The 22139-nt window shown below is 46.2% G+C and carries 16 protein-coding genes and 1 pseudogene; 7 read left to right on the top strand and 10 right to left on the bottom strand.

The genetic code is table 11. The annotated features are described in order from the left end of the window. Positions 1-382 precede the first annotated feature (382 nt). The 5 genes from KME11_05715 to KME11_05735 all read right to left on the bottom strand — a co-directional run bounded on the left by KME11_05715 (position 383) and on the right by KME11_05735 (position 5465). Positions 383-580: a type II toxin-antitoxin system HicA family toxin gene (locus KME11_05715; protein ID MBW4514705.1), complete on the bottom strand. Its 198-nt coding sequence runs from the start codon at positions 578-580 to the stop codon at positions 383-385. Further along, a complete protein-coding gene (locus KME11_05720; GenBank protein ID MBW4514706.1) occupies positions 567-740 on the bottom strand; it encodes a type II toxin-antitoxin system HicB family antitoxin in 174 nt (57 codons plus the stop codon). Before KME11_05720 ends, KME11_05715 begins: the two co-directional genes overlap by 14 nt. 301 nt (positions 741-1041) lie before the next feature. Further along, positions 1042-3690: a restriction endonuclease gene (locus tag KME11_05725; protein MBW4514707.1), complete on the bottom strand. Its 2649-nt coding sequence runs from the start codon at positions 3688-3690 to the stop codon at positions 1042-1044. 332 nt (positions 3691-4022) lie between these two features. Then, on the bottom strand, positions 4023-5066 hold the full coding sequence (gene purM, locus KME11_05730) for a phosphoribosylformylglycinamidine cyclo-ligase (GenBank protein MBW4514708.1): 1044 nt from the start codon (positions 5064-5066) through the stop codon (positions 4023-4025). Between the two features lie 90 nt (positions 5067-5156). Beyond that, the gene (locus tag KME11_05735) at positions 5157-5465 is read right to left on the bottom strand and encodes a DnaJ domain-containing protein (protein MBW4514709.1); all 309 of its coding nucleotides are present in this window, start codon (positions 5463-5465) and stop codon (positions 5157-5159) included. 229 nt (positions 5466-5694) lie between these two features. On the opposite strand from KME11_05735, the gene recJ reads away from it, so the two are divergent. Beyond that, positions 5695-8481 carry a single-stranded-DNA-specific exonuclease RecJ gene (gene recJ, locus KME11_05740; protein MBW4514710.1) on the top strand — a complete coding sequence of 929 codons (2787 nt, stop codon included), beginning with the start codon at positions 5695-5697 and terminating at the stop codon, positions 8479-8481. A 348-nt stretch (positions 8482-8829) separates the two neighbouring features. Here recJ and KME11_05745 read toward each other — a convergent pair whose 3' ends face one another. Both KME11_05745 and KME11_05750 read right to left on the bottom strand, forming a co-directional pair. Continuing rightward, positions 8830-9858: an ABC transporter permease gene (locus KME11_05745; protein ID MBW4514711.1), complete on the bottom strand. Its 1029-nt coding sequence runs from the start codon at positions 9856-9858 to the stop codon at positions 8830-8832. A 34-nt stretch (positions 9859-9892) separates the two neighbouring features. Continuing rightward, a complete protein-coding gene (locus tag KME11_05750; GenBank protein MBW4514712.1) occupies positions 9893-11500 on the bottom strand; it encodes an ABC transporter substrate-binding protein in 1608 nt (535 codons plus the stop codon). A gap of 250 nt (positions 11501-11750) precedes the next feature. On the opposite strand from KME11_05750, the gene KME11_05755 reads away from it, so the two are divergent. From KME11_05755 to KME11_05780, 6 genes and pseudogenes are all read left to right on the top strand, one after another. Next, positions 11751-12008 carry a phycobilisome linker polypeptide gene (locus KME11_05755; protein MBW4514713.1) on the top strand — a complete coding sequence of 86 codons (258 nt, stop codon included), beginning with the start codon at positions 11751-11753 and terminating at the stop codon, positions 12006-12008. A gap of 65 nt (positions 12009-12073) precedes the next feature. Next, positions 12074-12460, top strand: coding sequence for a phycobilisome rod-core linker polypeptide (locus KME11_05760; GenBank protein MBW4514714.1), 387 nt, complete (start codon positions 12074-12076; stop codon positions 12458-12460). Between the two features lie 20 nt (positions 12461-12480). Then, a pseudogene (locus KME11_05765) lies at positions 12481-12840 on the top strand (CpeR family transcriptional regulator). 66 nt (positions 12841-12906) lie between these two features. Then, positions 12907-13365 (top strand): DUF2127 domain-containing protein, encoded by a 459-nt coding sequence (locus KME11_05770; GenBank protein MBW4514715.1) that lies wholly within the window; start codon positions 12907-12909, stop codon positions 13363-13365. Between the two features lie 316 nt (positions 13366-13681). Next, a complete protein-coding gene (mtgA, locus tag KME11_05775; GenBank protein ID MBW4514716.1) occupies positions 13682-14323 on the top strand; it encodes a monofunctional biosynthetic peptidoglycan transglycosylase in 642 nt (213 codons plus the stop codon). A 207-nt stretch (positions 14324-14530) separates the two neighbouring features. Beyond that, positions 14531-15343 (top strand): SDR family oxidoreductase, encoded by an 813-nt coding sequence (locus tag KME11_05780; GenBank protein MBW4514717.1) that lies wholly within the window; start codon positions 14531-14533, stop codon positions 15341-15343. Positions 15344-15542: 199 nt separating this feature from the next. Here KME11_05780 and KME11_05785 read toward each other — a convergent pair whose 3' ends face one another. The 3 genes from KME11_05785 to ppk1 form a co-directional block, all read right to left on the bottom strand. Then, entirely contained in the window at positions 15543-18110 is a 2568-nt protein-coding gene (locus tag KME11_05785; GenBank protein ID MBW4514718.1) for an esterase-like activity of phytase family protein, read from the bottom strand. Positions 18111-18874: 764 nt separating this feature from the next. Then, entirely contained in the window at positions 18875-19771 is an 897-nt protein-coding gene (locus tag KME11_05790; protein ID MBW4514719.1) for a DUF4115 domain-containing protein, read from the bottom strand. A 131-nt stretch (positions 19772-19902) separates the two neighbouring features. After that, complete coding sequence (gene ppk1, locus KME11_05795) at positions 19903-22095, bottom strand: polyphosphate kinase 1 (protein ID MBW4514720.1); 2193 nt, start codon at positions 22093-22095, stop codon at positions 19903-19905. Positions 22096-22139 lie beyond the last annotated feature (44 nt).

Consider the following 22139-nt stretch of genomic DNA (forward strand, 5'->3'; position numbering starts at 1 on the left):
ATAGACTCAAACCATTGCCAGGAAGTTGTGAAATCCAGGTACGAAACTCCCTAGATCTTTCTTCTGATGTTGCCCTTTGCCAAAACGGAGCAGACGATGCAGCTTCTTGTCTAGACTGAAACTCAATGAAGGCTATGAAATCAGCAATTCTCTTAAGTTTCTCATCGTTTAGGTTGTCTAATTTTTTTTTGAGGTCTTCTCGTAGCATAGGTAGACTTTGAGAAAATGGACATTTTTTATGGTAACCGATACGCTCCTACTCGTCTGGTTCAAACGCTGGCATCGCTTATCCTTAGAAGAGACTGCATCAAATGGATGCGATCGCCCAGATCCCCAATTCCACATCACCGCAACATGAATTTTTTTGTTCCCTGACTGAATGTTAAGTCTCACAGACACTCAATGAAATCTCAATCGTGACTTGCGCTTGTTTGAGAATGCCGCTTAATGTACCCACTTTCAGATCTTGATGTATGGGAACAACGCAACCAATTTTCCCATCTTCAGTTTCCTTTTTCATTACAACATGACTCCCTGCTTGACGAACTTGCTCAAATCCTAGACGTTCAAGTGGTTTCAGATAGAGAAAATTCTTCTAAAGAGAGCCGCGTTGCTTCTTTCAAACCTGCGATCGCCTGCTCGATCGTTTCTCCTTGATCCACTGTGCCAATCTCCGGACACTCAGCTATGTACATATCATCCTCTTGATAAAGAATGACTGTAAAGCTACGACTTTTCATAGTGTCTGCTCTCCAAAGCCTTCTCTAGAGAGCATAACATCACCCTTCTTCAGAATCTTGTGCCCCTTTATGCTGAGATGGGCGATCGCTCAACTATTCAATTCCACATCACTGGCAAAATGATTTCTCTCGTTCTTTGACTGAATGCTAAGAGGGAAGAAATTTAAATCAACCAAATAGCCGTACTCTTTGGTCGATCGCTCTCTTTCTGTCTAATAGATTGGTTCAGCGGCGACTAGTAACCTTTGCACCTCCACCAACATCTCTAAACTATCCGCTGCAACCGAATCGTTCGGTCGTGCTACTCCTCTTCAAACGCTCCATCAAATTCTGTAAGGGAGTCTTCTTCAATTTCAATTTCATCAACTGCATCATCAGTCAAGCCTAGCTCTTTCTTAGCAAAAACACGCCGCGCTCGCCTGTCTAGAATTTTGATGATATTAGTTCTATCTTCTTTAATAGATTCAATATCTTCTTTTTGAATTAGCACCATATAGTAGCGAGACACTTCCATCATACGATAGGCGTATTGAAAAGCATCTTTAGTAAACTCTCCAGTTGTTACAACCATGACTACATCAGCACCCGTTACAAAGGTCATACCAACTTCTTTAGCTAGTACCTCAACATCAACTCTTTTAGTGTTTTTACACTGAATCTGCCAACGGTGATATACAAAGCGATCTGACGCTGCTAACACGTCAACCTCTCCTTGTCCTGTTTCATAATCTCGTTTTCGCCATTTAGTGAATCGCAGGCTAGTCAAACGGATCATCCAAATCGCCAAAAGTTCTAGGGCTTTACCCTTAACATGCTTATCAGAATCTTCTAAGTCGCCAACAACATCTTCAAAGCTACGGCTCAACTCAGTTTGTGAGATTTCCGTCATGTCTGCGATGGATTCCAGCAGCTTAGACAATAATTCTCGCTGAGCTTTTTCTGTAAGCTTGACAAGATTAGGTTTGGCTCCACGCCCACCAGTAGTTTTCTCAGTTTCAATAAGCCCCGCATCCGTCAATGGCTGAATGATATCGTTGACAAATGATTTTGAAGGGAACCTAACTTTGTAAACGCTAACTGCATAATTGGCAATATCATTCCACTTAGTCAGTTCTGTGATGCTCATGTGGAGCATTGCTAATAGAAAATACTTTTGTTCTGAAGTAAGGGTGTAAACTTCATCAATGTAGTCTTTATCAAGCTCTAGAATGTCATACACTCTGTCCCAATTAATCTCATAAGCTTTCTCAAATACTCCAGCTTCTTGTAACCATTGCCTCATAGTGCTGACATAAATAGCGTTTGGAGATAACGAATAACCCATCTCTTGAAGTTCATAGCCGATCAGATCTAACTTGGGTTTATCTCCTCGGCTGTTGATTGCTTCAACTGCTTTCAACAAAGACATTCCTGTTAAGTTAGTCAGGATGTGACGGGCAAAAATGTTGGCAGCTTCATTAGGATCATTTTGATCCTCAAAAATTGCACGACCAAGATCTGTTACTTCATACTGCCAATCATCATCACCAATAGACTCCACTAACTTGTAAGCACGGAGTGATAGGAATGTATTCATCGCAAGTTTGCTACGATTCTCTCCTTTCTGTAAGTCATTCTGCGCTGAATGACTAGAATAGTAACGAGTAGAAATTGCATCTTGTAGCGCACGACGATCTGGTTGACACTCCATGCAGAGTTTCACCAACTCAGGCAGATTCATTGTTTTAGGCTCAAACTGATGCCCATAAGTGAACCTGAGCTTTTTCTCTATCATGCCGTCAATCTCCGATTGAAATAGGTTTAACTGATGTAGGCTGTTTGAACTATCTGTTTCAGGCACAATCTTGATGGAAGCAGGAGCAAACTTTAAAGCTTGTGCCTTGAGCGCTTTTCTATCTATTAGTGGAGTAACAACTAACGGCGCGTTCTCCTCAAATCGGAACTGCGATGCCTGGATATAGTTCTCATCTAGCTCAAACGCTAACCAACGGCGATCGAGCGTTTCAGCAACTCTCCCTGTAGTATTTGAGCCAGCAAATGGATCTAAAACTAAATCACCAGGTTCAGTACAAAGTCCAATCACAAACTCTGGTAAAGCCTGCGGAAATCGGGCAGGATGAGCTTTAATACCTACTTCCTTGCAGCGACGTTGATAATAGTCATTTGAAGCAGTATTGGAAGCTGAAATAACATTTACTGGCTGTGCCAAATCATGATTTAAAATCCAATCAAACTCCGCTAATACTGGCTTACCAACTGACGCAAATGATCCAAAGTCGTCATCAATAATGATATTGGGAGGAATAGCACCGCCACGATCGTTCTGAAATTTAGTTGAAATGTCATGCCCTGATGGTCTTAGTTTCGCATCATACCCATTTTTTAATAGATTTTTCATTGCCTCACTGTACGGGCGCAAAACTTGCCTATTATTCGCCTTGGGATGAGGTTCTTTTGAGAGCCACCACACAGTATTCACTGCGTCTTTCACTCTTTCCCTACGTACAGTGACCCATTCAGCAGGGGTAGGGAGTTTTGCTGGGTTGTACCAAAAAAGCTCCTGAGCAAGGAAAAAACCTAGCCCTCCTTGCGATTTGGGTTTACAGAGATCTATTACTAACTCGAAGTGATACATTGAGCGCACGGGAAACCCTTTAAACCACGTACCGCCAATGTCTACTATCAACGATCCTCTAGGCTTGAGAATGCGGTAGAACTCATGAGCAAATGCCTTGAACCACTCAACATAGGCATGAGCGTCTACGTTCCCGTACTCTTTCTTTCTGACTAAAGCAAAAGGTGGGGATGTACAAATTAGGTCTATACTCGCGTCGGGTAAGTCTGCCATCAGTTCTAAGCTATTGCCCAAATACGCTGCACCCAATTGGGTTGTGTAGTAAGACTCACGATTAATTCCAATAGGGTTATCAAACTTAGACAGCCTTTGCACGATTGCGTTTCCCCACGACAACTTCAGAAGGAAAGGATACCAGACTTTTTCAAAATCCAGTGTTAATTTTAACGTACAAATGTACTCTCTTTTTCCGAGGCGTGATTAGGACAGGTATTTTTCGACTACATTCTTACCGATAACCTAAGCGTTAAACTACTTTTTAGAAAGAAGATCTTTGCCCACTACCCTAGATCAGATAGGTTGGTAGATAAACTCTGCATATCATCCTAGTAGAGTAAAAACTTAGTTTTGCAACATCCGATGCCAGCAAAAGCTGAGTAGTCTATCGGCATTTTGAATAATACGTTGCAGAACTTTCCATTAGTCTACTAGTCAAAATCACCAAGTAACTCCCCCGTTCCTTCAACCACTTCCCCGATCGCCCAAGCCGATATTCCTTGAGCCTCAAACCACTGAATCGTCGCCCTTACTCCACTAGGCGGCACCAGTAGCACAAACCCAATGCCCATATTAAACGTGTTGAACATATCCTTCGGTGCAACTTCGCCTTGCTGCGCTAACCAATCAAAAATTGGCAAAGGCAACCAACTCTGAGTATCGATTTGCACCGATTGATTTACGCCTAAACATCGAGGTAAATTCTCAGGCAATCCACCGCCCGTGATATGCGCCATACCATGAATTTCTAGCCCCGCTTTACGAGCAGATAGGACGGGTTTAACGTAAATGCGAGTGGGAGTCAGCAGCGTTTCGCCCAGGGTTTGAGTAAAAGCAGGAGGACGATCTTGTAAAGATACCTGTAAGGGATCGCTTAACTTGACCATCTCCACAATCTTACGGACTAAACTAAAGCCATTGCTGTGAACACCAGAACTTGCCAGCCCGATCGCCACATCACCTATTTTTACCTGAGAGCCATCCAAAATCTGACTCTTCTCCACAATGCCGACACAAAACCCCGCCAAATCATACTCGCCAGGCTGGTAAAATCCAGGCATTTCAGCCGTCTCGCCGCCCAGGAGAGAACAACCGGACTGCCGACAGCCTTCTGTAATTCCAGAAACGACCTCGGTTAGCTGTTGTGGATTGAGCCGACTGGTAGCTAAATAATCGAGAAAAAACAACGGCTCTGCGCCACAGGTCAGAACATCGTTGACGCACATTGCCACCAAATCAATCCCCACTGTGTCGTGGCGATCGCACTGTTGCGCCAACTTCAGCTTCGTGCCTACCCCATCGGTGCCAGACACTAACACAGGTTCCTGGTAGCCGCTGGGCAACTGAAACATTCCACTAAAGCCGCCAAATCCGCCCAACACTTCTGGACGACGGGTACTTTCTACTAAACCGCGAATTTGTTGTACAAACGCCCGCCCCGCTTCAACATCGACCCCTGCTTCCCGATAATCCATGTCTTGGCAACCACGCATCCAGAATAAGACGCTTAATTATGCACGCATTCAGAATAAGCCGTCAATTATATCCAATGCCTTAGCGAACATTTAGTGGCGATCGCGTCCCAAGCCATTCATAAACATTTGGTAGACTTCGTTGCGTGTTATAGCTGGGCTAGACGGACGAGGTGCAACATCAGAAGGTTTAACAAAGGCAGGACGACTCGAAAGATCGACATAGGCAGCATTGATTTCCTTAAACCGCTCCTCCGCATCACGACTCCCCGGATTCAAATCAGGGTGGTACTGGCGAGCCAGATGGCGATAAGCAGTTTTTATTTCATCCAATGAGGCGGTTCGGCTCACTCCTAAAACTGCGTAATATCCCTGAGTTTTCTGTCCGTATTGTTGAACCATCTGAATTACAACCCAAAAACTACTGAATCTCTTGGCATTGTAAGGGGTAAAAGATTGTAGATACTCTAAGAAAAGTGAAAAATTGTAAAGTTTCGGTTGTTTTTGAATGATTAATCTATCATCTGTGCTTTCAGATAAAAGTTTGCAGAAAGTCAACTCCCCAAAGGATCTTTTTAGTAAACCGATATACTATGTCCAATGATGACTTTTGCCTTTCTTGTACCTCCCCGTGTCCCTGCACTCCTCTTCTCGGCTTCCCAACCAACGATGGCAAATTGCCCCATCTCAACCAGAGAAGGCATCACAGCTTGCGGCGACTACTCAATTGCCGCTGCTATTGACGCAAGTGTTGATGAATCGGGGCATTAGTACACCTGAAGAAGCTCTGACGTTTCTCAACCCAGATCTCCTGGTTTTGCCGTCACCCCTGGAAGATTTTCCTGATTTGGCGATCGCCCTGGAACTTTTGCTAGTGGCGATCGAGTCTCAGCAGTCGATCGCCATCTGCGGCGACTACGATGCCGACGGCATGACCAGCACCGCTCTCCTACTGCGCGCCCTCCGCTACCTGGGCGCACGGGTAGACTACGCCATCCCTAGCCGAATGCAAGAGGGCTACGGCATCAATCGGCGCATTGTCGAAGAATTTCATGCCGAGGGCGTTGAATTGATTTTGACAGTTGATAACGGCATTTCTGCCTACGAGCCGATCGCCAGAGCCAGGGAACTGGGCGTGAATGTGATTATTACCGATCATCATGACGTTCCTCTCAAAATTCCGCCCGCTAATGCTATTCTCAATCCTAAACTCATTGCCGAAGACTCTCCCTATCGCTGTGTTGCCGGAGTGGGAGTCGCTTATATTTTGGCAATTTGTTTAGCGGAAAGCTTAGGTAAATCCCAAGATTTAATCTCGCCTCTATTAGAGTTATTCACACTAGGAACGATCGCCGACCTGGCACCTCTTACAGGCGTAAATCGGCGCTGGGTGCAGCTTGGCTTAAAGCTCTTGCCTAAATCACAAATTACGGGTGTTCAAGCCCTTGTTCAAATCTCAGGATTAAGCAGTGAAAAATCGCTCAAGCCTGAGGCGATCGGGTTTCGGTTAGGGCCTCGTATTAATGCTATCGGTCGCATTGCTGATCCTCAAATTATTATTGAACTATTTACGACAGAGGATGAAGGACAAGCGCTAGAATTAGCGATGAAGTGTGAGCAAGTAAACAAGCTGCGGCAACGGCTTTGCGAGCTAATTGAACAAGAAGCGATCGCTTGGTGTGAACAAAGTCAAATTGATTTGAAAAAAGAACGGGTGCTGCTGATCGTTCAACCCGGATGGCACCACGGTGTGATTGGTATTGTTGCATCGCGTTTGTTAGAAAGATACGGTGTGCCCGTGTTCATCGGTACGTACGAAGAAAACGATCCAGAGCGTATTCGAGGATCGGCACGGGGCATTCCAGAGTTTAATATTTTTGAGGCGTTGGAGTTCTGCGATGATCTGCTAGACAAGTATGGCGGACACCGGGCAGCAGGCGGTTTTTCTTTTCCGGCGCAGAATTTGGACGCAGTGCGATCGCGCTTGAGCGAATTTGCCAATCAACATCTCCAACTCGAACATCTTAAACCTCTCGTCAAAATTGACGCTGAAGCCGAGCTTAGCGATATCACCTTAGCCCTCTACGAAAAAATCGATGAACTGCATCCTTGCGGCATGGAAAACCCTGATCCAGTCTTTTGGACTTCTAATGTGCGCGTCGTAGAACAGCAGGCGATCGGGCAGAATCAGGCGCATTTGAAGGTGCTATTGGCGAAAGGTGGCGGAGCAGGTATTAAAGCGATCGCTTGGCGTTGGGGCGAATATCGTCCTATTCCCAGCCTGGTGGATGTAGCATACCGATTACGGCTGAATGAATGGAACGGAACAAAGTCGGTAGAACTAGAATTAGTCGGTATTCGCTTACCCAGTGAAATATCTCAACCTGAATTATTAGTCAAGTCTGTTGAAGCAAACAAACCTGCCTTAGCGAAGGTAGAATTCTACTACGATACGCTGCCTTATCTATGCAGTATTTCACAGGTTGGTGAATCGAAAGAGCTACGCATCAGAAATCCTGAGGGACAAATTCTAGCTATTCAGCCGCAGCAAAAGCGAGGATTGCTGGGCACCTGTCGAAAAGATGCGAAAGAGATTGATATTTCGCAGCCTCATTACTTCAATTTGATCCAAGCTGCGTTAACCGCCTTAGAACTGATCGAGCAAGGGCAACGGATTCAAGAAAAAGAATGGCTCATTGCTGAGAAAGATCAGAAAATTGCTCAACTCAGTGAACAGTTAAATCAACAGGTACGATCGCCCAAACCTCTCACCGAAGAACCCACTCATCCAACCATATCGCAACTGGCTGAAATTCCTGCTGAACCCGAAACGCCTCAGCCCTCGTCACCCGAAAAGATTCTCAACTCGTCGCCTTGGCTCTGCCTCAGTGCCGAGAGCCAAAAGGATTTAATTGCCGCCTGCAAACTTGCCAACGCGATCGAATCACCCGATCCTGTCGCCGCTGCCGTGCTACTCTGTGACGCTGTAGAGCGTGACGTTGTTCAAGCGTTATTCAAAAAGCTCTATCAATTTTTGAAAGATCAAGGGATTTCAGAATTGGGCGGAATTCCCATCAAAGCTCGCAAAAAATACACGCTGGAGGTTTTACCGTCACTGCTGTCTCCAGAATGGCGATCGCTCCACCTCGACAAGCTAGCGCAACCAGAACTTCCCACCGATTTGTATGCAATTGTGACCGTTAAAGAAATGAGTGAGGGCGATCGCCAACTCCTCCAAAATTTTCTGGCTCAGTGGGATTATCCGATTGCCTCATGGCTACTGAATCAGTCTGCCGAAGCCGCTTCCAGGATTGACCAAATCTACAAGCTCAGAATGGCGGCAACGGTTGGAGCGATCGGGGCATGGCAGTTTGAACTGTTGCGGAGTTTGGTGACAGGAGAGGCGTTACTGAAGTAGGCAACGAAAATATTCGTATTTAGTAGGTAATGATTATCAGTTCTATTTATTTCGGATTTGCCGCTCAAAGTTTAGTGGGTTAATCTAACTTCAGTTTAAACGTTGGCAGGCATTTTTCAGTAAGCTCTCTATCTGAATCTCAATCTCAGCTAAATTGTGTGGCAATCACCTATTTTTTTATCTTTACTTATAGAGGATGTCTGAGAAATATCAAAGATTCTTACACTCGCCCCCTAAATCCCCCATTTTGGGGGACTTCCGAGCCACTCCTTCTTCAAAGTCCCCCAAAATGGGGGATTTAGGGGGCGGATTGGATAGCAACCTAGACTTCTCAGACATCCTCTAAGGTCAATACCGAATGCGTGGATCAATATAAGCATTGAGAATATCGATCGCAATACTAGCGATCGCCACAATGATTGCAAAAAACACCATAATGCCCTGCACCACTGGATAATCTCGCGCTGAAATAGCTTCGTACAGACGATTCGCCAATCCGGGCCACGAAAACGTCACCTCAGTGAGCACCGCTCCCCCTAATAGCGAAGCGATCGTTAACCCTAATACCGTAATTACCGGAATCATTGCATTTTTTAACGCATGAGCCACTACAATTCGGACCTCAGGAATACCGCGTGCGCGCGCCGCCTCCACATAATCCGACTTCAAAGTTTGCTTGAGATTTACCCGCACCATCCGTTCAAAAATACCGCTGAGCAGAATACCCAAGGTTAAACTGGGTAACGCCAGATGATACAAGCTGGCAAAAAATTGTTCAAAGTTGCCATTCAACAGACTATCAATTACATATAGACCAGTTAACGGCGGCGGCGGTTGCAGGCTCAGGGGAAAGCGGCTACCAATGGGAAACCACTGAAGTTGAACGGCAAAAATAAGCTGCAAGATCATGCCAAACCAGTACATTGGAACAGCATAGGTAATGATGCCAAACAAACGACTGCCGACATCAAATGATGTATTTGGCTTTGCAGCGGCGATCGCACCTAAAGTCATCCCTACTACCGCCGCCACAACCATACTCAACACCGTCAACTCCACCGTCGCTGGAAAATGTTGCCCAATAATTTCCCAAACCGACTGTCCTTGACTCGTCAAAGAAGTTCCTAAATCTAGCCGCAATAAACTCCCCAAATATTTCAAATACTGCACTCCTAAAGGCAAATCCAGACCCAACTGAGTCCGCAAAGCCTCCCGCGCACTCTCAGGCGCACGAGGCCCCAGCAACACGTCCACCGGATCACCGGGAGTTGCCCGCAGCAGTAAAAAAATCAACGATGTAATCGTCAAGATCATTAGTGGCGCAAACAAAACCCGAGACAAAATATAGTAACGAAGCGCAGTCGATCGTGAAGACATAGGAGAGTGACTAGGAGATGAGGGATAAACAAAATTATTTTTTAATTTGCCATAGCAAGAACTGCTGCGTCGGTTGAATTGCCACGCCCTGAACCGTTGGCTGTGCAAAGATATAATCCTTGTTTTGCCATAAAGGAATGTAAGGGACATCCTCTGCCAAAAGATCTTGCAATTTTATAAACAATGCATTTCGGGCTTCTGGCTTCTGTTCGGCTCTCTGTTGCCGAATCAATTCATTTGCCCGATCGCCAAAGTAAAATGATCCGCCCAGCTGACTTTGCCCTTGCTCACAGCCTTCTGTCACAGAACCCTTCTCACAATCCATAAACGGCTGAATATAAGTATCTGCATCATAGAAATCAGGATACCAATCGAGTAGTGTACTCGGATAAGTTCCCTGATCTAAATTAGCCAATAGCGTTGCCGTTTCAATGGTATTAGGAATCACATTGACAATTCCCTTAAGATTTTGCTCAATAGAAGCCTTCAGCGTGGTCGCCACTAAATTCCGTACTGTGGAATTAGAGGAATACCAGATTTCTAAATTCAGCGGATTAGACTGGTTAATTCCTGCTTCTGCCAACAGCGCTTTGGCTTTAACAAAATCACCGTCTCCATATTTGTCTTTAAAGACAGGCTTGTAGAGCGGAAAGTTTTTGGGCAGCAAGCTGTAAAGCAATTCTGCTTGCCCTTGAAAAACCCTCTGGTTGAGCAAATTGCGATCGATCATCGCCGCGATCGCTTGTCGCACTTTGACGTTTTCCAATGGCTTGCTTCTCATGTTCAACGTCATAAAATTAGTTGAAGTCGTTCCCGCCTCCACCACCTGCCAACCACCCTGTTTCGCCCCATCAACCAAACTGCGAATTTGGTCTGGATCAAGCGTTTGATAGGCAATATCTAAACCTTTCGTTTTGAAGGTATTGAATAAGTTTGCTGGACTACTGATAATTTGGATATCAATCCCTTTGTTCGCAGGTTTCTCGCCCCAATACCCTTCGTAAGGGTCAAGTCGAATAGAAGTTGGCGAAAACTGCGCCAGTTTGTAAGGGCCTGTACCAATAAAGGTCGTCGGCTTAAATTTACCAGCCCCCGACTCATAGGCTGTAGGCGGCACCGGAGTGATGCCCGAAAAAGCCAGGAGCGATGGGAATGCCGCGAAGGGTTCCTTCAACACGATCGTCAGTTCATCTGCCCCTGAAGCCTTTGCCGAAGCGACCTTTTCAGATAGCAAGAATGCTGGGGCTCCACTGTTTGTCATGAAGCGATTGATAGAGAACGCCATTGCTTCTGCATCAAAGGAGCTACCATCGTGAAACGTAACCCCTGTGCGGAGCGGAATTGTGTAGGTTAACCCATCAGCACTAACCTTGGGCAGAGCAGTCGCCAACTGAGGAACGAGATCAGTAGTGCCAGGTTTGTAAGTATAGAGGCGATCGCCCATATTGCTTAGCAAAATGCCTGGAAACAATTGATACGCATCAGCCGGATCGAGAGTGGTTGCCTTCAGCGTTGTGCCCATGGTCACTCGACCCGTGCTAGAGGTAGTAGATGTGGCGTTGGGCGATCGTTGTCCCCCGCAACTAACCCCCAACAACAAACATAGGCTAAACAGACTGAGGAACTTCACAAACCTATTCATCTAACCACCCCTCATCCTTTTGACGATTTAATATCGGTTATCTATTAAGCTGACAGTAGCAAATGCTAGCTCAGACTCCACACATTGATTCAGAATGAATCGACTAAAAGAGGTTAAATCAGTCAGATCTGAGAAATTTTACAAATCTTGACGTTCAGGATTACGCCCCTATAAGAAGATTAATCATAACAAAGCGTATAAACCACCTGAAGAGCCAAATTGGGTAGTGCGTTAAAGCACGCCCACTGCTGTGGTTTCTCCAGCAGGCGATGGGGCAACCTTCCGCAATCCTGTAGGCAATGCTCGGACTCGGCTGGGTGTGGATGCCAGCGCGGGCGGTAAGGTCTATCGCATTGAGGTCACGGGTTATCGGGCAAAAGCAGTCAATTCTGTCTCTAAATTCCGTCGCAGTAACCAGGTTTATTTGGTGCCTTACGATAAGCTATCGCAAGAATACCAACGGATTCATCAACAAGGCGGCATCATTGCGAGTGTGACAGCCGTTTAAGCAAACGGTTTGAGTTGAGAGAGTAAGGTTTTCTTCGGTTGGAGAACCTTATATCTTGCTATGTTATGGAAAGCCAGCGGTTAACAAGTGCAGAATCGTTGCTGCGAAACGGGGATATCACGGTCAGAATATTTGTACGAGCGATCGCCCAGTCTGAACTTTACCGTTCACTGTTTTTTGACAATTCTTCTCCTTACCGTTTTATTGAACTGAACTTTAAGCATCTCTTAGGGCGTGCGCCCCAAGATCAAGCCAAAATTTCTGAGCATATCCAGACCTACAACACTCATAGCTACGAGGCTGAAATTGACTCGTATATCGACAGTAATGAATATGCAGAAAGCTTTGGTGAAAACGTGGTGCCTTTTCCAACAGGCAACCGTACTCAAACAGGTAGCACCAACGTTAACTTCAACCGTACATTTGCTCTCATGCGCGGCCCTGCGCTTTGACAAACGGGAGAGTTTTTCCCATGAAGTCCCAGCTATCTCCTAGCATTCCCCTAATTCTAGAACCCGATCAAGCTAGAATGCTACCGCCAGAAGCTCAGAAAAAAATGTAATGTTGGATTAGAAACCGCCCCTTAATTTGTTCGGGCAACTTTGTCTTTGAAACTGTAGACTTTAGCGCGGTCGATCGCTTTTCTACTTGTGTCGCCTCTTTAGGTGGCACCGTGATTTCGGTAGATCCCGTAGACAAGATTTGGATGGGTGACCGTCGGCAAGTGCTGCTCTATCGAGCTAAGGCAAGTTTGCACGCGCCTTGCCACACCCTCAAGCAATATTGGTTAAAGTACGGCAGTTTTCGGACTCGGTTTGATAGTCAGGTGTAAGACATCCTGGCTGGGTCTTATCTGTTACCATGGCAAGATAATCTGCCTAACGCTGCTTAACTTTCTATGCCACATCAACGCCCCCTTGGGTTAATTGCAATTGTCGTCTACAAGGCTTTCTTTGCCGTGGTGTTTATGGTGGCATCAGTGGCAATCTTTTTAGCCCTCAAGAACTATGAAGCGATCGCCCAATTTGCCGAAACCTACACCCCCGAGACACAGATTGGCTTTGTTGATTGGGGTTTAGACAAAGTATTAAAGCTTGATCCCCGCACCCTGCAATTTAGCGGGCTTGCAACCGGGATTTATGGTGCGGTCACGGCTGTAGAGGCGATCGGGCTATGGCAGCAAAAGACCTGGGCACATTTTCTAGTCATTACTCTAGTCGGCCTCGGCATTCCCCCTGAAATTTATGAGCTAATCCGCGAAGCTAGCTTGATCAAGCTGTTGGTTTTTGTCATTAATGTAGGGGTTTTAAGCTACCTAATTTATACTTTTCCTCGAAAAGAAGCCCAGCCTAAATAATGCTTCTCCCCACCTCATAAAATCCATCTAGAATCGAGTCGAGCCTGATGAACATTCAATCCTGATGAACATTCAATTCAGTGATTTTATCGCGTCAGTTCTTCTAATGGGGTGTTGCTGAACGGGTAATACGAAGCGATCGCTCAGTGCTTTTCTGGCGTTGCTTGAGTTGCCATCGTAAAACTTGGAATTTACCTAAGACTGACTATCATAGGAAGACCCCCAGCCCTCTCGACCTCCCGTGATTCATCGTAAATTTCGTTGGCTTCGTTGCTTCTCCATCCGTCGCATCCTGTTAGCCGGACTCAGCGTCGCGATCGTCACTGCCCTCCTCTCTATTCTTCTCATCCTTCCCTGGCGCTGGCTCCCCCTCCCCACCTCCAGTTTCATGCTGCAATCGGTCTTCCAAAACAAGCAAGCCTACCAATACCGCTGGACATCTTACAGCCAAATTTCTCCAGAGATGTCTTTAGCCGCGATCGCTGGAGAAGATCAACAATTTCCGACCCACCACGGGTTCGACTGGGAAGCCCTCCAGCAAGCCATCACCGACTACAACCAAGGTAGCGACCTAAGAGGCGCTAGTACCATTAGCCAGCAGGTCGCCAAAAATCTCTATCTCTGGTCAGGGCGTAGCCTCTTTCGCAAAGCCCTAGAAGCCTGGTTCACTGTTCTCATTGAATGGCTTTGGAGCAAGCAACGAATCTTAGAAATCTACCTGAACATTGCCCAATTCAGCACCCAGATCTTTGGAGTCGAGGCGGCTAGCCAGCAATTTTTTGCCCATCCTGCTAGCCAACTTAACCGCGAAGAAGCGGCTCTCCTCGCCGCCGTTTTACCAGGGCCCGAACTCTACCAGGTTGACCAACCCTCTTCGGTAGTCCTCGATCGCCAATACTGGATTTTGCGCCAAATGGAGCAATTGGGAGGAGTTAGCTATCTCAACAATATTCAATAAAATATTCATTAAAAACACAGACTCAAAAACATAGACTCATTAATCGAGCTAGCTAACTCATAAAAGCTGCGATTGCTATTTCAGTTTTTCGCCAGCCTGTGTCTTTTTAAGAAGGCTCAATTGCTTCTGCCATTGGATAGATGTAGTTCTGTTCGTCTCATTCTAGATTATCTATATCCTAGAGTATTATGCAGGTAAGCCTTTCTAATGAGCTATTCTCCTGATTTGCTAAAAGGTCAAACTGCCTTAGTAACGGGTTCAAGTTCTGGTATTGGTGAGGCAGCCGCTCGAAATCTGTCGAAAGCAGGCGCTTCTGTGGTCATTAATTACAACTCTGGTTCAGAAGAAGCGGAAAAGATCGTTGATGATATTCGATCGCAGGGCGGGAAAGCGATCGCCATTGGAGCGAACGTGGCAAAAGAAGAGGACGTTCTCTCTCTGTTTGCTCAAACCTATCAGGAGTTTGGAACGATCGATATTTTAGTCAACAATGCAGGAATACAAAAAGATGCTGCATTAGTGGATATGACAATTGATCAATGGAATTCGGTAATAGATGTTAACTTGACGGGACAATTTTTGTGCGCACGCGAAGCTGCAAAAGAATTCCTAAGACGAGGAGTCAATCCTGACATCTCTTGTGCGGCAGGGAAAATTATTTGTATTAGCTCGGTGCATGAAGTTATTCCTTGGGCAGGTCACGTTAATTATGCTGCTAGTAAAGGCGGAATTAATATGATGATGAAAAGTATTGCTCAAGAGCTTGCGCCGCATAAAATTCGTGTCAACAGCATTGCCCCCGGAGCGATCGCCACTCCAATTAACGAAGCAGAGCGAGATACGCCAAAGGAAAAAGCAGATTTACTCAAACTAATTCCCTATAATCGCATTGGAGTGCCGGACGATATTGGCAAAGCAGTAGTGTGGCTTGCCTCGGATGAATCAGACTATGTGCATGGCACGACTTTGTTTATAGATGGTGGGATGACCTTGTATCCAGAATTTGCACATGGTGGGTAAATTTATCTAATCTAGTTTTTATCAATCTTGGTAAGTCTCAATGAATGTAAATTAGTATCTTAGCGAAAAGGATTTTGCACAACTGATTACACTATTTCACAAGCAAATTTACCTGAGTAGCGTTTTATAAATATCCTATAAGTAGCGATCGCCCCTACCGTTAAGCAGGAGCGATCGCTGAATCACTTAATTGACTCAATTAAAAAGGCAAGGCTGAGAGAATGGTTCCAGCTAAGGTCGCCAATAGATCATCACCCTTGCTGACCAGTGTGTTACCACCGCTCAGAGTTAATTGCACATCAGCTACAGCCAAGCCTGTGCCAAGCTTGAACCTAGCATCAGAATTAAAGCCGTTGACGGTCAACGATCCAACACCTGCATTTAAAGTGAAGGTGTTCTTACCACCGCTTAAAACAGTAACGGTATCTTCGCCAACACCTGTATCAATCATGTTGTTACTGGAAACCACATAGATAGTGTCATTGCCTGCACTGCCCCGGATGTTGTTGCCAGAACCCGCAAAAAGAATATCGTTGCCGAAAACCGCACTCAAACCTGCCAGCCCAACTCTTGGATCAACATTGAGCGGCTGATCCAATGTCAACAGAATTTGCTCGTTATTATCGATCGCCGGAGGTCTACCGACCGAGAACGGATAGTTGTTGTCGTTAGCAACCAAGATTGTCTGAGAGTCAATTACCAATACATTCTCAATGGTCTGAAATGGCATCTTGTAAGTGGTGCTACCGTCTTGATTGAGATCCTGAGGATCAGCAATGTTCAACAGATCTGCAACCTCTTCTTTTGCCACGTAGCCGTTGGCATCCTTTTTCGAGAAATCTACCTTGTAGATTTTCTTGAATTTTGCAGCATCAGCCTGGTTATTATCCCGTTCAATCACCAGGTACTCATTGTTATTCACAACGGTAATATCCCCGATCGCATTCGCAGGATTTTCCAGTTTGTAATATCCCACCAATCCTTCATATTTTTTAGAAGTCACATCGTACTGGTGAATCCGCAGAGCATTGCTAGGATCACCAACTACAGAGCCTTCTAGCAGAGGATACAGCTTCGTTTTATCGGCATTGATCGCCATTCCCTCGAAGCCTCTAGAGCCGCCTAGATTCGCGAGTTGTGTTCCTGCCAGGACAGCCGGGTTATCGGGCGATCGCACTTGATCGGCAGCAGCCTGATCTCTCACTTTATCTCCGGTTGCGGGGAAATCAGTAAAGAAAGCATCCACACCCAATGAAATAAACTGTCTGTACTCCGCCTCAGGATTACCGTTGTAATCTGCTGCTAAATACTGAGGTTCATTTCTAAACGTGTAAGGATGAACTTGCAAACCTGCGCTGTGGGCATCCTGGATTAGCGTTGTTGGCGCAGTTGTTGTCTTGTCGGCATCATTCACCAATCCATCTTTGTTGACATCATCCGCTTTGCCATCGCCGTCCGCATCTGTTCCCTTCACCGAAACAATCATGCGTTTCCAAGGGCCAATTCCATCGGCGTAGGTCGCAATTTCTTTCAGTCCCTCAGGCGATCGCAAATCTCCATATGTCCGTTGATCACCACTCACCACAAAATCAGCCGGACGAGTTTCAATCAGCGTTCCATCCAAGGCTATATCTGCGGCATCAAAAAGCTGCACCAAAGGCGCGTCAATCAGTGTATTCAACTCCTTCAGGTTCCCAACCTCGAAAGATTGAATAAAGACCGCAGAACCCTTTTTATCCAGCCCATTTGTCTTCAAAATTTCAACCAACGGCTCTTCCAACGAAAGCCCAATTGAATCGTGATAAGTCGGATGCTTCGTTTCAGGATAAATTCCAATCGTCCGCCCTGTCTCAATACTCTTCTGCTTTGCCAGATCAATAATTTCTTGCAGCGTTGGAACTTCAAACTGACCGTTGAAAGATTGATCCCTAAACGGCAACCGCTCGATCGCCCGCAAAGTCTTGATTTCTGCCAACGTGAAATCTTCAGCAAACCAGCCCGTGAAAGACGTTCCGTCAATGATTTTGGTCGCCTTACGGTCTGCAAATTCTGGACGCAAAGCCACGTCCGTTGTCCCAGAAATCTCGTTTTCATGACGCGCAACCAGCACGCCGTCTTTTGTAGAAACTAAATCTGGCTCAATAAAATCAGCGCCCTGGGCGATCGCCAATTCATAGGAAGCCAGCGTATGTTCTGGACGCTCACCGCTTGCGCCCCGATGTCCTAGCACCAAAGGCACTTGACCATTCAACGTCTTAAAATTAGCGAAATTAGGAGTGGCGATCGGAGCCTCCAACAGTTTGCCAGACGTGTCAAAATGCAGTAAATAAGGGCCAAACTCATCCCCCACCCAAATCGTGCCATCTGCTGCTAACACAAACGACTCAATATCAAAGTCTGCTCCAGTTAGCAAGCGCTCTGCCGTTCCATCATTCGTAATCTTGAAGGGAACCTTCTGATCAGGGTCAGCAAGCTGGATAAAGTTGCCTACAGTGACGCTGCCATCACCCGCTTCCACACCCCGATAATTGGGGTCAACTTGGTAAATTCGTAGCAAAAAATCTGAACTATTTGCCTTAGCACCAAACCCATTGTCCGCCAAAAACCAAAACGAATCTTGATCAGCAAATTGCACTCCGCTAAAACCTTGTACAGGCTGACCTGCAAAAGGAGTAGTCCGGTTAGTCGTCGTAATATCCTTACCCGACTGAGGTCCAGCCGCAAAGGTATCCGCAGGTAGAGAAGCAAATCCTTTAAGTTCTGTCATGTTGTCAATTCAGGGAGTAAAATGCACAAACAAAAAATACGGTGACTCGTGTGTCACCGATCACACTTAGGAACAAGTAATCCATACACCCTGCCTACGATGCCAACACAGCATCCCATCACAACATTAAGAACGTGCTATTGAATCGACAAGAATAGATTTAGGTTAGATTAATAACTGATATAAAACACAGTTAAGCAACAACCTGAACACAGGTTTAGCAACGGTTTAGACATTACTATATGAAAAGTTACATTCTCTTGAAGCTCTCTGTCTTCAGAAGATGTAGGGAAAGTAGACCGTTAAACTAAACTCAGATGTGGCATTGCAAAAATTTGAACAGGCGCGATCGTCAGAAGAGGACAAAGCGTTTGCCTCAAGATCTAAGTTTTACTGCCAGCGCATTAAAACTATATTTACAAAAGAATCCAAACTCACAGCGATCGTTAGGTTATCAACAGTGATGTGCTGTACTTTAATCTCAACAATTGACGGATTAAATTGACGGATTAAACAGATCATGCGTCAATTTAATCGGGCATTGCTGAATTGCAGGATGAAAGTCTGGCTCCTCTGCCCTCGTAGGAAAGCCTAGGAGTTAGGTTAAGTCGGCAACGCACCGAGATAGCTCTTTCCTTAAGCCTTTTCCTGAAAGGAAAGGACTTTGAGCCGATTTATACTTTCATTTGGCAACGCCTAGAATCGCTTCCCTTCACGACCCTCATTGATGTATAAACGTTGGAAGGAATCTCAGCCCAAGTTACTTACTGAAGACCCTTCGCTGTGTAAGTTTTTTCTTCAATCTCCCCTAATTGACCCATCGTTGTGGCTTCTCCCTTGTTAAAAGCAACCGAAACGCCTCCCGCATTCCCTGAAGAGATGATAATAGACTCCTTTCCTGCCCAATTCTCCTGGGCACCTTTTTCTAGAATTCCTTCAAACTCCACAGCGCCATCCACGACAACTTGCACCCATGCCCGCTCGGTAAGCTTCACATCAATAGAGACTGGAGAATTAGGGTCGGCGGGAGGAGAGGCGATCGGGGTGACAGAAGGCGTTGGACTTGCCGTTACAGGAGTTTCCTCTGGCGTAGAGACAGCAGGCGATGGAACCGGAGTTACAGCCGGAGCAGCAGGCTTAACAGCTTGAGATGGCTGAGAAACAGGAGTCTTGGCGATCGGGGCGCTGGGTTTTAGGCGAGGGGCAATAACACCAAAGACAAGACCTGCCAAAGCTGCCAGGGCAATGCCGCCAATGAGTAAATACGGAGGACGAGAAGAAGGTAGTTCTGCGGGCTGCCACACGGTCGTTGTCGAGGGAACATAGGCATTCCCTGGTTCGGGGTCAGGCAGAGCTGTTTTAGATTCTTGGTGGGCTGTAAAAGCAGAGATAACGGGAACTGCATTAACCGGAAACCGTTTGGATAGTTCGCTGCCGTCTAACCCTAAAGCATCGCCATAGCGTCGAATAAAGCCTTGGACAAAAACGGGTTCAGGCAAAACTTGTTCCTGTCCTGCCTCGATCGCCTTTAATAACCGCAGCGGAATATAAGTCTTAGTGGCAATATCCTCTAAGGTTCGCCCCTCCTCTTCGCGCACTTCGCCCAGGAAGGTACCAATTGCTTTGAGTTGGTCAAGTTGCTCTGAGTCCAAACTAACCACGCCGATTTCCCCCAGCCGATAAAACTTAACTTGAATTTTAGCCTACTCTGAGTTCCCCCTTTGTTCAAGCCAGCATTGATACCAACTTAAACTTAATCAGCCCCTCTGCGATCGCCTTGCCCCTTTTTCGGTTACGGCGCGCCCGTTGTTTGTGCTGCCGTCTCCATAAACACTGTTTGCGAATCTTGCTCAGTGCCAGGCGAGCTAGGTCGGCGTTGGATGTAGTGTCCATCGGGTTGTAAGTCCCAGGCGTGGCGGTTGTCTGCCAGCATAATGCCTAAAATTTCTTGAATATCTTTTGTAATTTCTGGGTCTTCAACAGGGGTAATTACTTCGACTCGGCGATCGAGGTTGCGGGGCATCCAGTCGGCGCTGCCAATGAAAACTTCTTCCTGTCCATCATTATGGAAGTAAAAGATCCGCGAGTGTTCTAAATACCGCCCGACAATACTGATCACCTTAATATTATCGCTAACGCCAGGGACTCCAGGACGCAGACAGCAAATGCCACGAATGATCAGGTCAACTTTCACGCCCGCTTGAGAAGCTTGGTACAAGGCTTGAATCATTTGTGGATCAACCAGTGCATTCATTTTTGCCACAATGCGGGCATGGCGATTGCCCTGAGCGTGCTCAACTTCTCGCCGAATCAGCGTCACCATGCGATCGCGCAAATTAACGGGAGCCACCAGGAGTTTGCGATAGCTGCGTTGCCGGGAGTAACCTGTCAAATAATTGAATAAATCCGTTAAGTCGGCTCCCAAATCTTCTCGGCAACTTAGCAAGCCCACGTCAGTATAGAGCCGTGCGGTTTTGTGGTTGTAGTTGCCTGTCCCGATGTGGAAATAACGGCGAATGCGCGCGGCTTCGCCGTTACCGCGAGGGTCGCCCTCCCGCCGCACCACCAAAATTACCTTAGTATGAGTTTTCAAACCCATCAACCCATAAACCACATGCACGCCCGCACTCTCTAGTTTGCGTGCCCGGTGAATATTATTCTCCTCATCAAATCGAGCCTTCAGTTCCACCAGCACCGCCACCTGCTTACCATTCTCGGCAGCAGACATCAGCGCGTTAATAATTGGAGAATCGCCAGCAGTGCGATAGAGAGTCATCTTAATTGCCAGCACATTCGGATCAAAAGCTGCCTGCGTAATAAACGTTTGAACCGATCTACCAAAAGAAAAGTAAGGATGATGCAAAAATACATCGCCTCGACGAATCACCGAAAAAATGTCTTCCTTATCTTCAGTCGGTGCTGCCAGTTTTTCAAGCGTTAACTCATTCGTTCTTCGGAGACGAGGCGGTGTAATCACAGTACGAGGATTATCTTTCAGCTTAGGAACTGGCAGCGCCATCAATGCCATTAAATCTCTTAGCCCTAGCAGCCCTTCAACTTCGTAAATGTCGCTTTCAGTCAGTTCCAACTCTTCTTTCAAAGTTTGACGAATAAACTCAGGGATATTGGCTTGAATCTCCATGCGCACTGCCATTCCGCCTAAACGTCGCTTGCGAAGTTCTTGCTCAATTGCCTGCAATAAATCTTCCGCTTCATCTTCTTCTAATTCAAAATCTGCATTGCGGGTAATCCGAAAGGGATAATACTCCAGAATATCCATCCCCACAAACAAAAACTTAAGGTTGTGAGCGATCACTTGCTCTAGGGGAATGCCCGTCCAAACGGTCGATCGCCCTTTAACTTCGACTTGCAAATCTGGCGGCAAAACGATGAACCGAGGCAGAACATCGGGCACCTTAACCCTGGCAAAATGCTCTTCCTTCGTCTCAACATCCTTAACCACTACTGCCAAATTGAGGCTGAGATTGGAAATATGAGGAAAAGGATGCCCCGGATCAACCGCTAAGGGGGTTAAGACCGGAAAGATTTGTTCTTCAAAGTAGCTTTTTAAATAGAGCCGCTGCTCTTGGTTGAGATCAATGTAATTCAGTAAGTAAATTCCTTTGGCGGCAAGCTGAGGACGGATTGCTTCCTCAAAGTGGCGATTTTGCTGCTGTGCCATAGGCAGAAGGCGACTGGCGATCGCCTCAATTTGCGCTTCGGGCGATCGACCATCGGGCGAGAGTTGATGAACCTCTGCTTCTACTTGCTGTTTCAGGGCTGCCACCCGCACCATAAAAAACTCGTCCAAGTTAGAGCTAAAAATCGCCATAAACTTCAGACGTTCTAGCAGCAGCGTGCGTGGATCAAACGCTTCATGCAAAACACGGTTGTTAAACTCTAGCCAGCTTAGCTCGCGGTTAAAGTAATACTGTGGGCTGGTTAGGTTGATTTCTTCGGGCACAGCTTTTCTAACTCGGGGCATGAGTCTGAGACGACGTAGGGCTTAGCAATTTTAGCAGGGGGAAT

The organism is Timaviella obliquedivisa GSE-PSE-MK23-08B, from assembly GCA_019358855.1.
Classification (GTDB): Bacteria; Cyanobacteriota; Cyanobacteriia; order Elainellales; family Elainellaceae; genus Timaviella; species Timaviella obliquedivisa.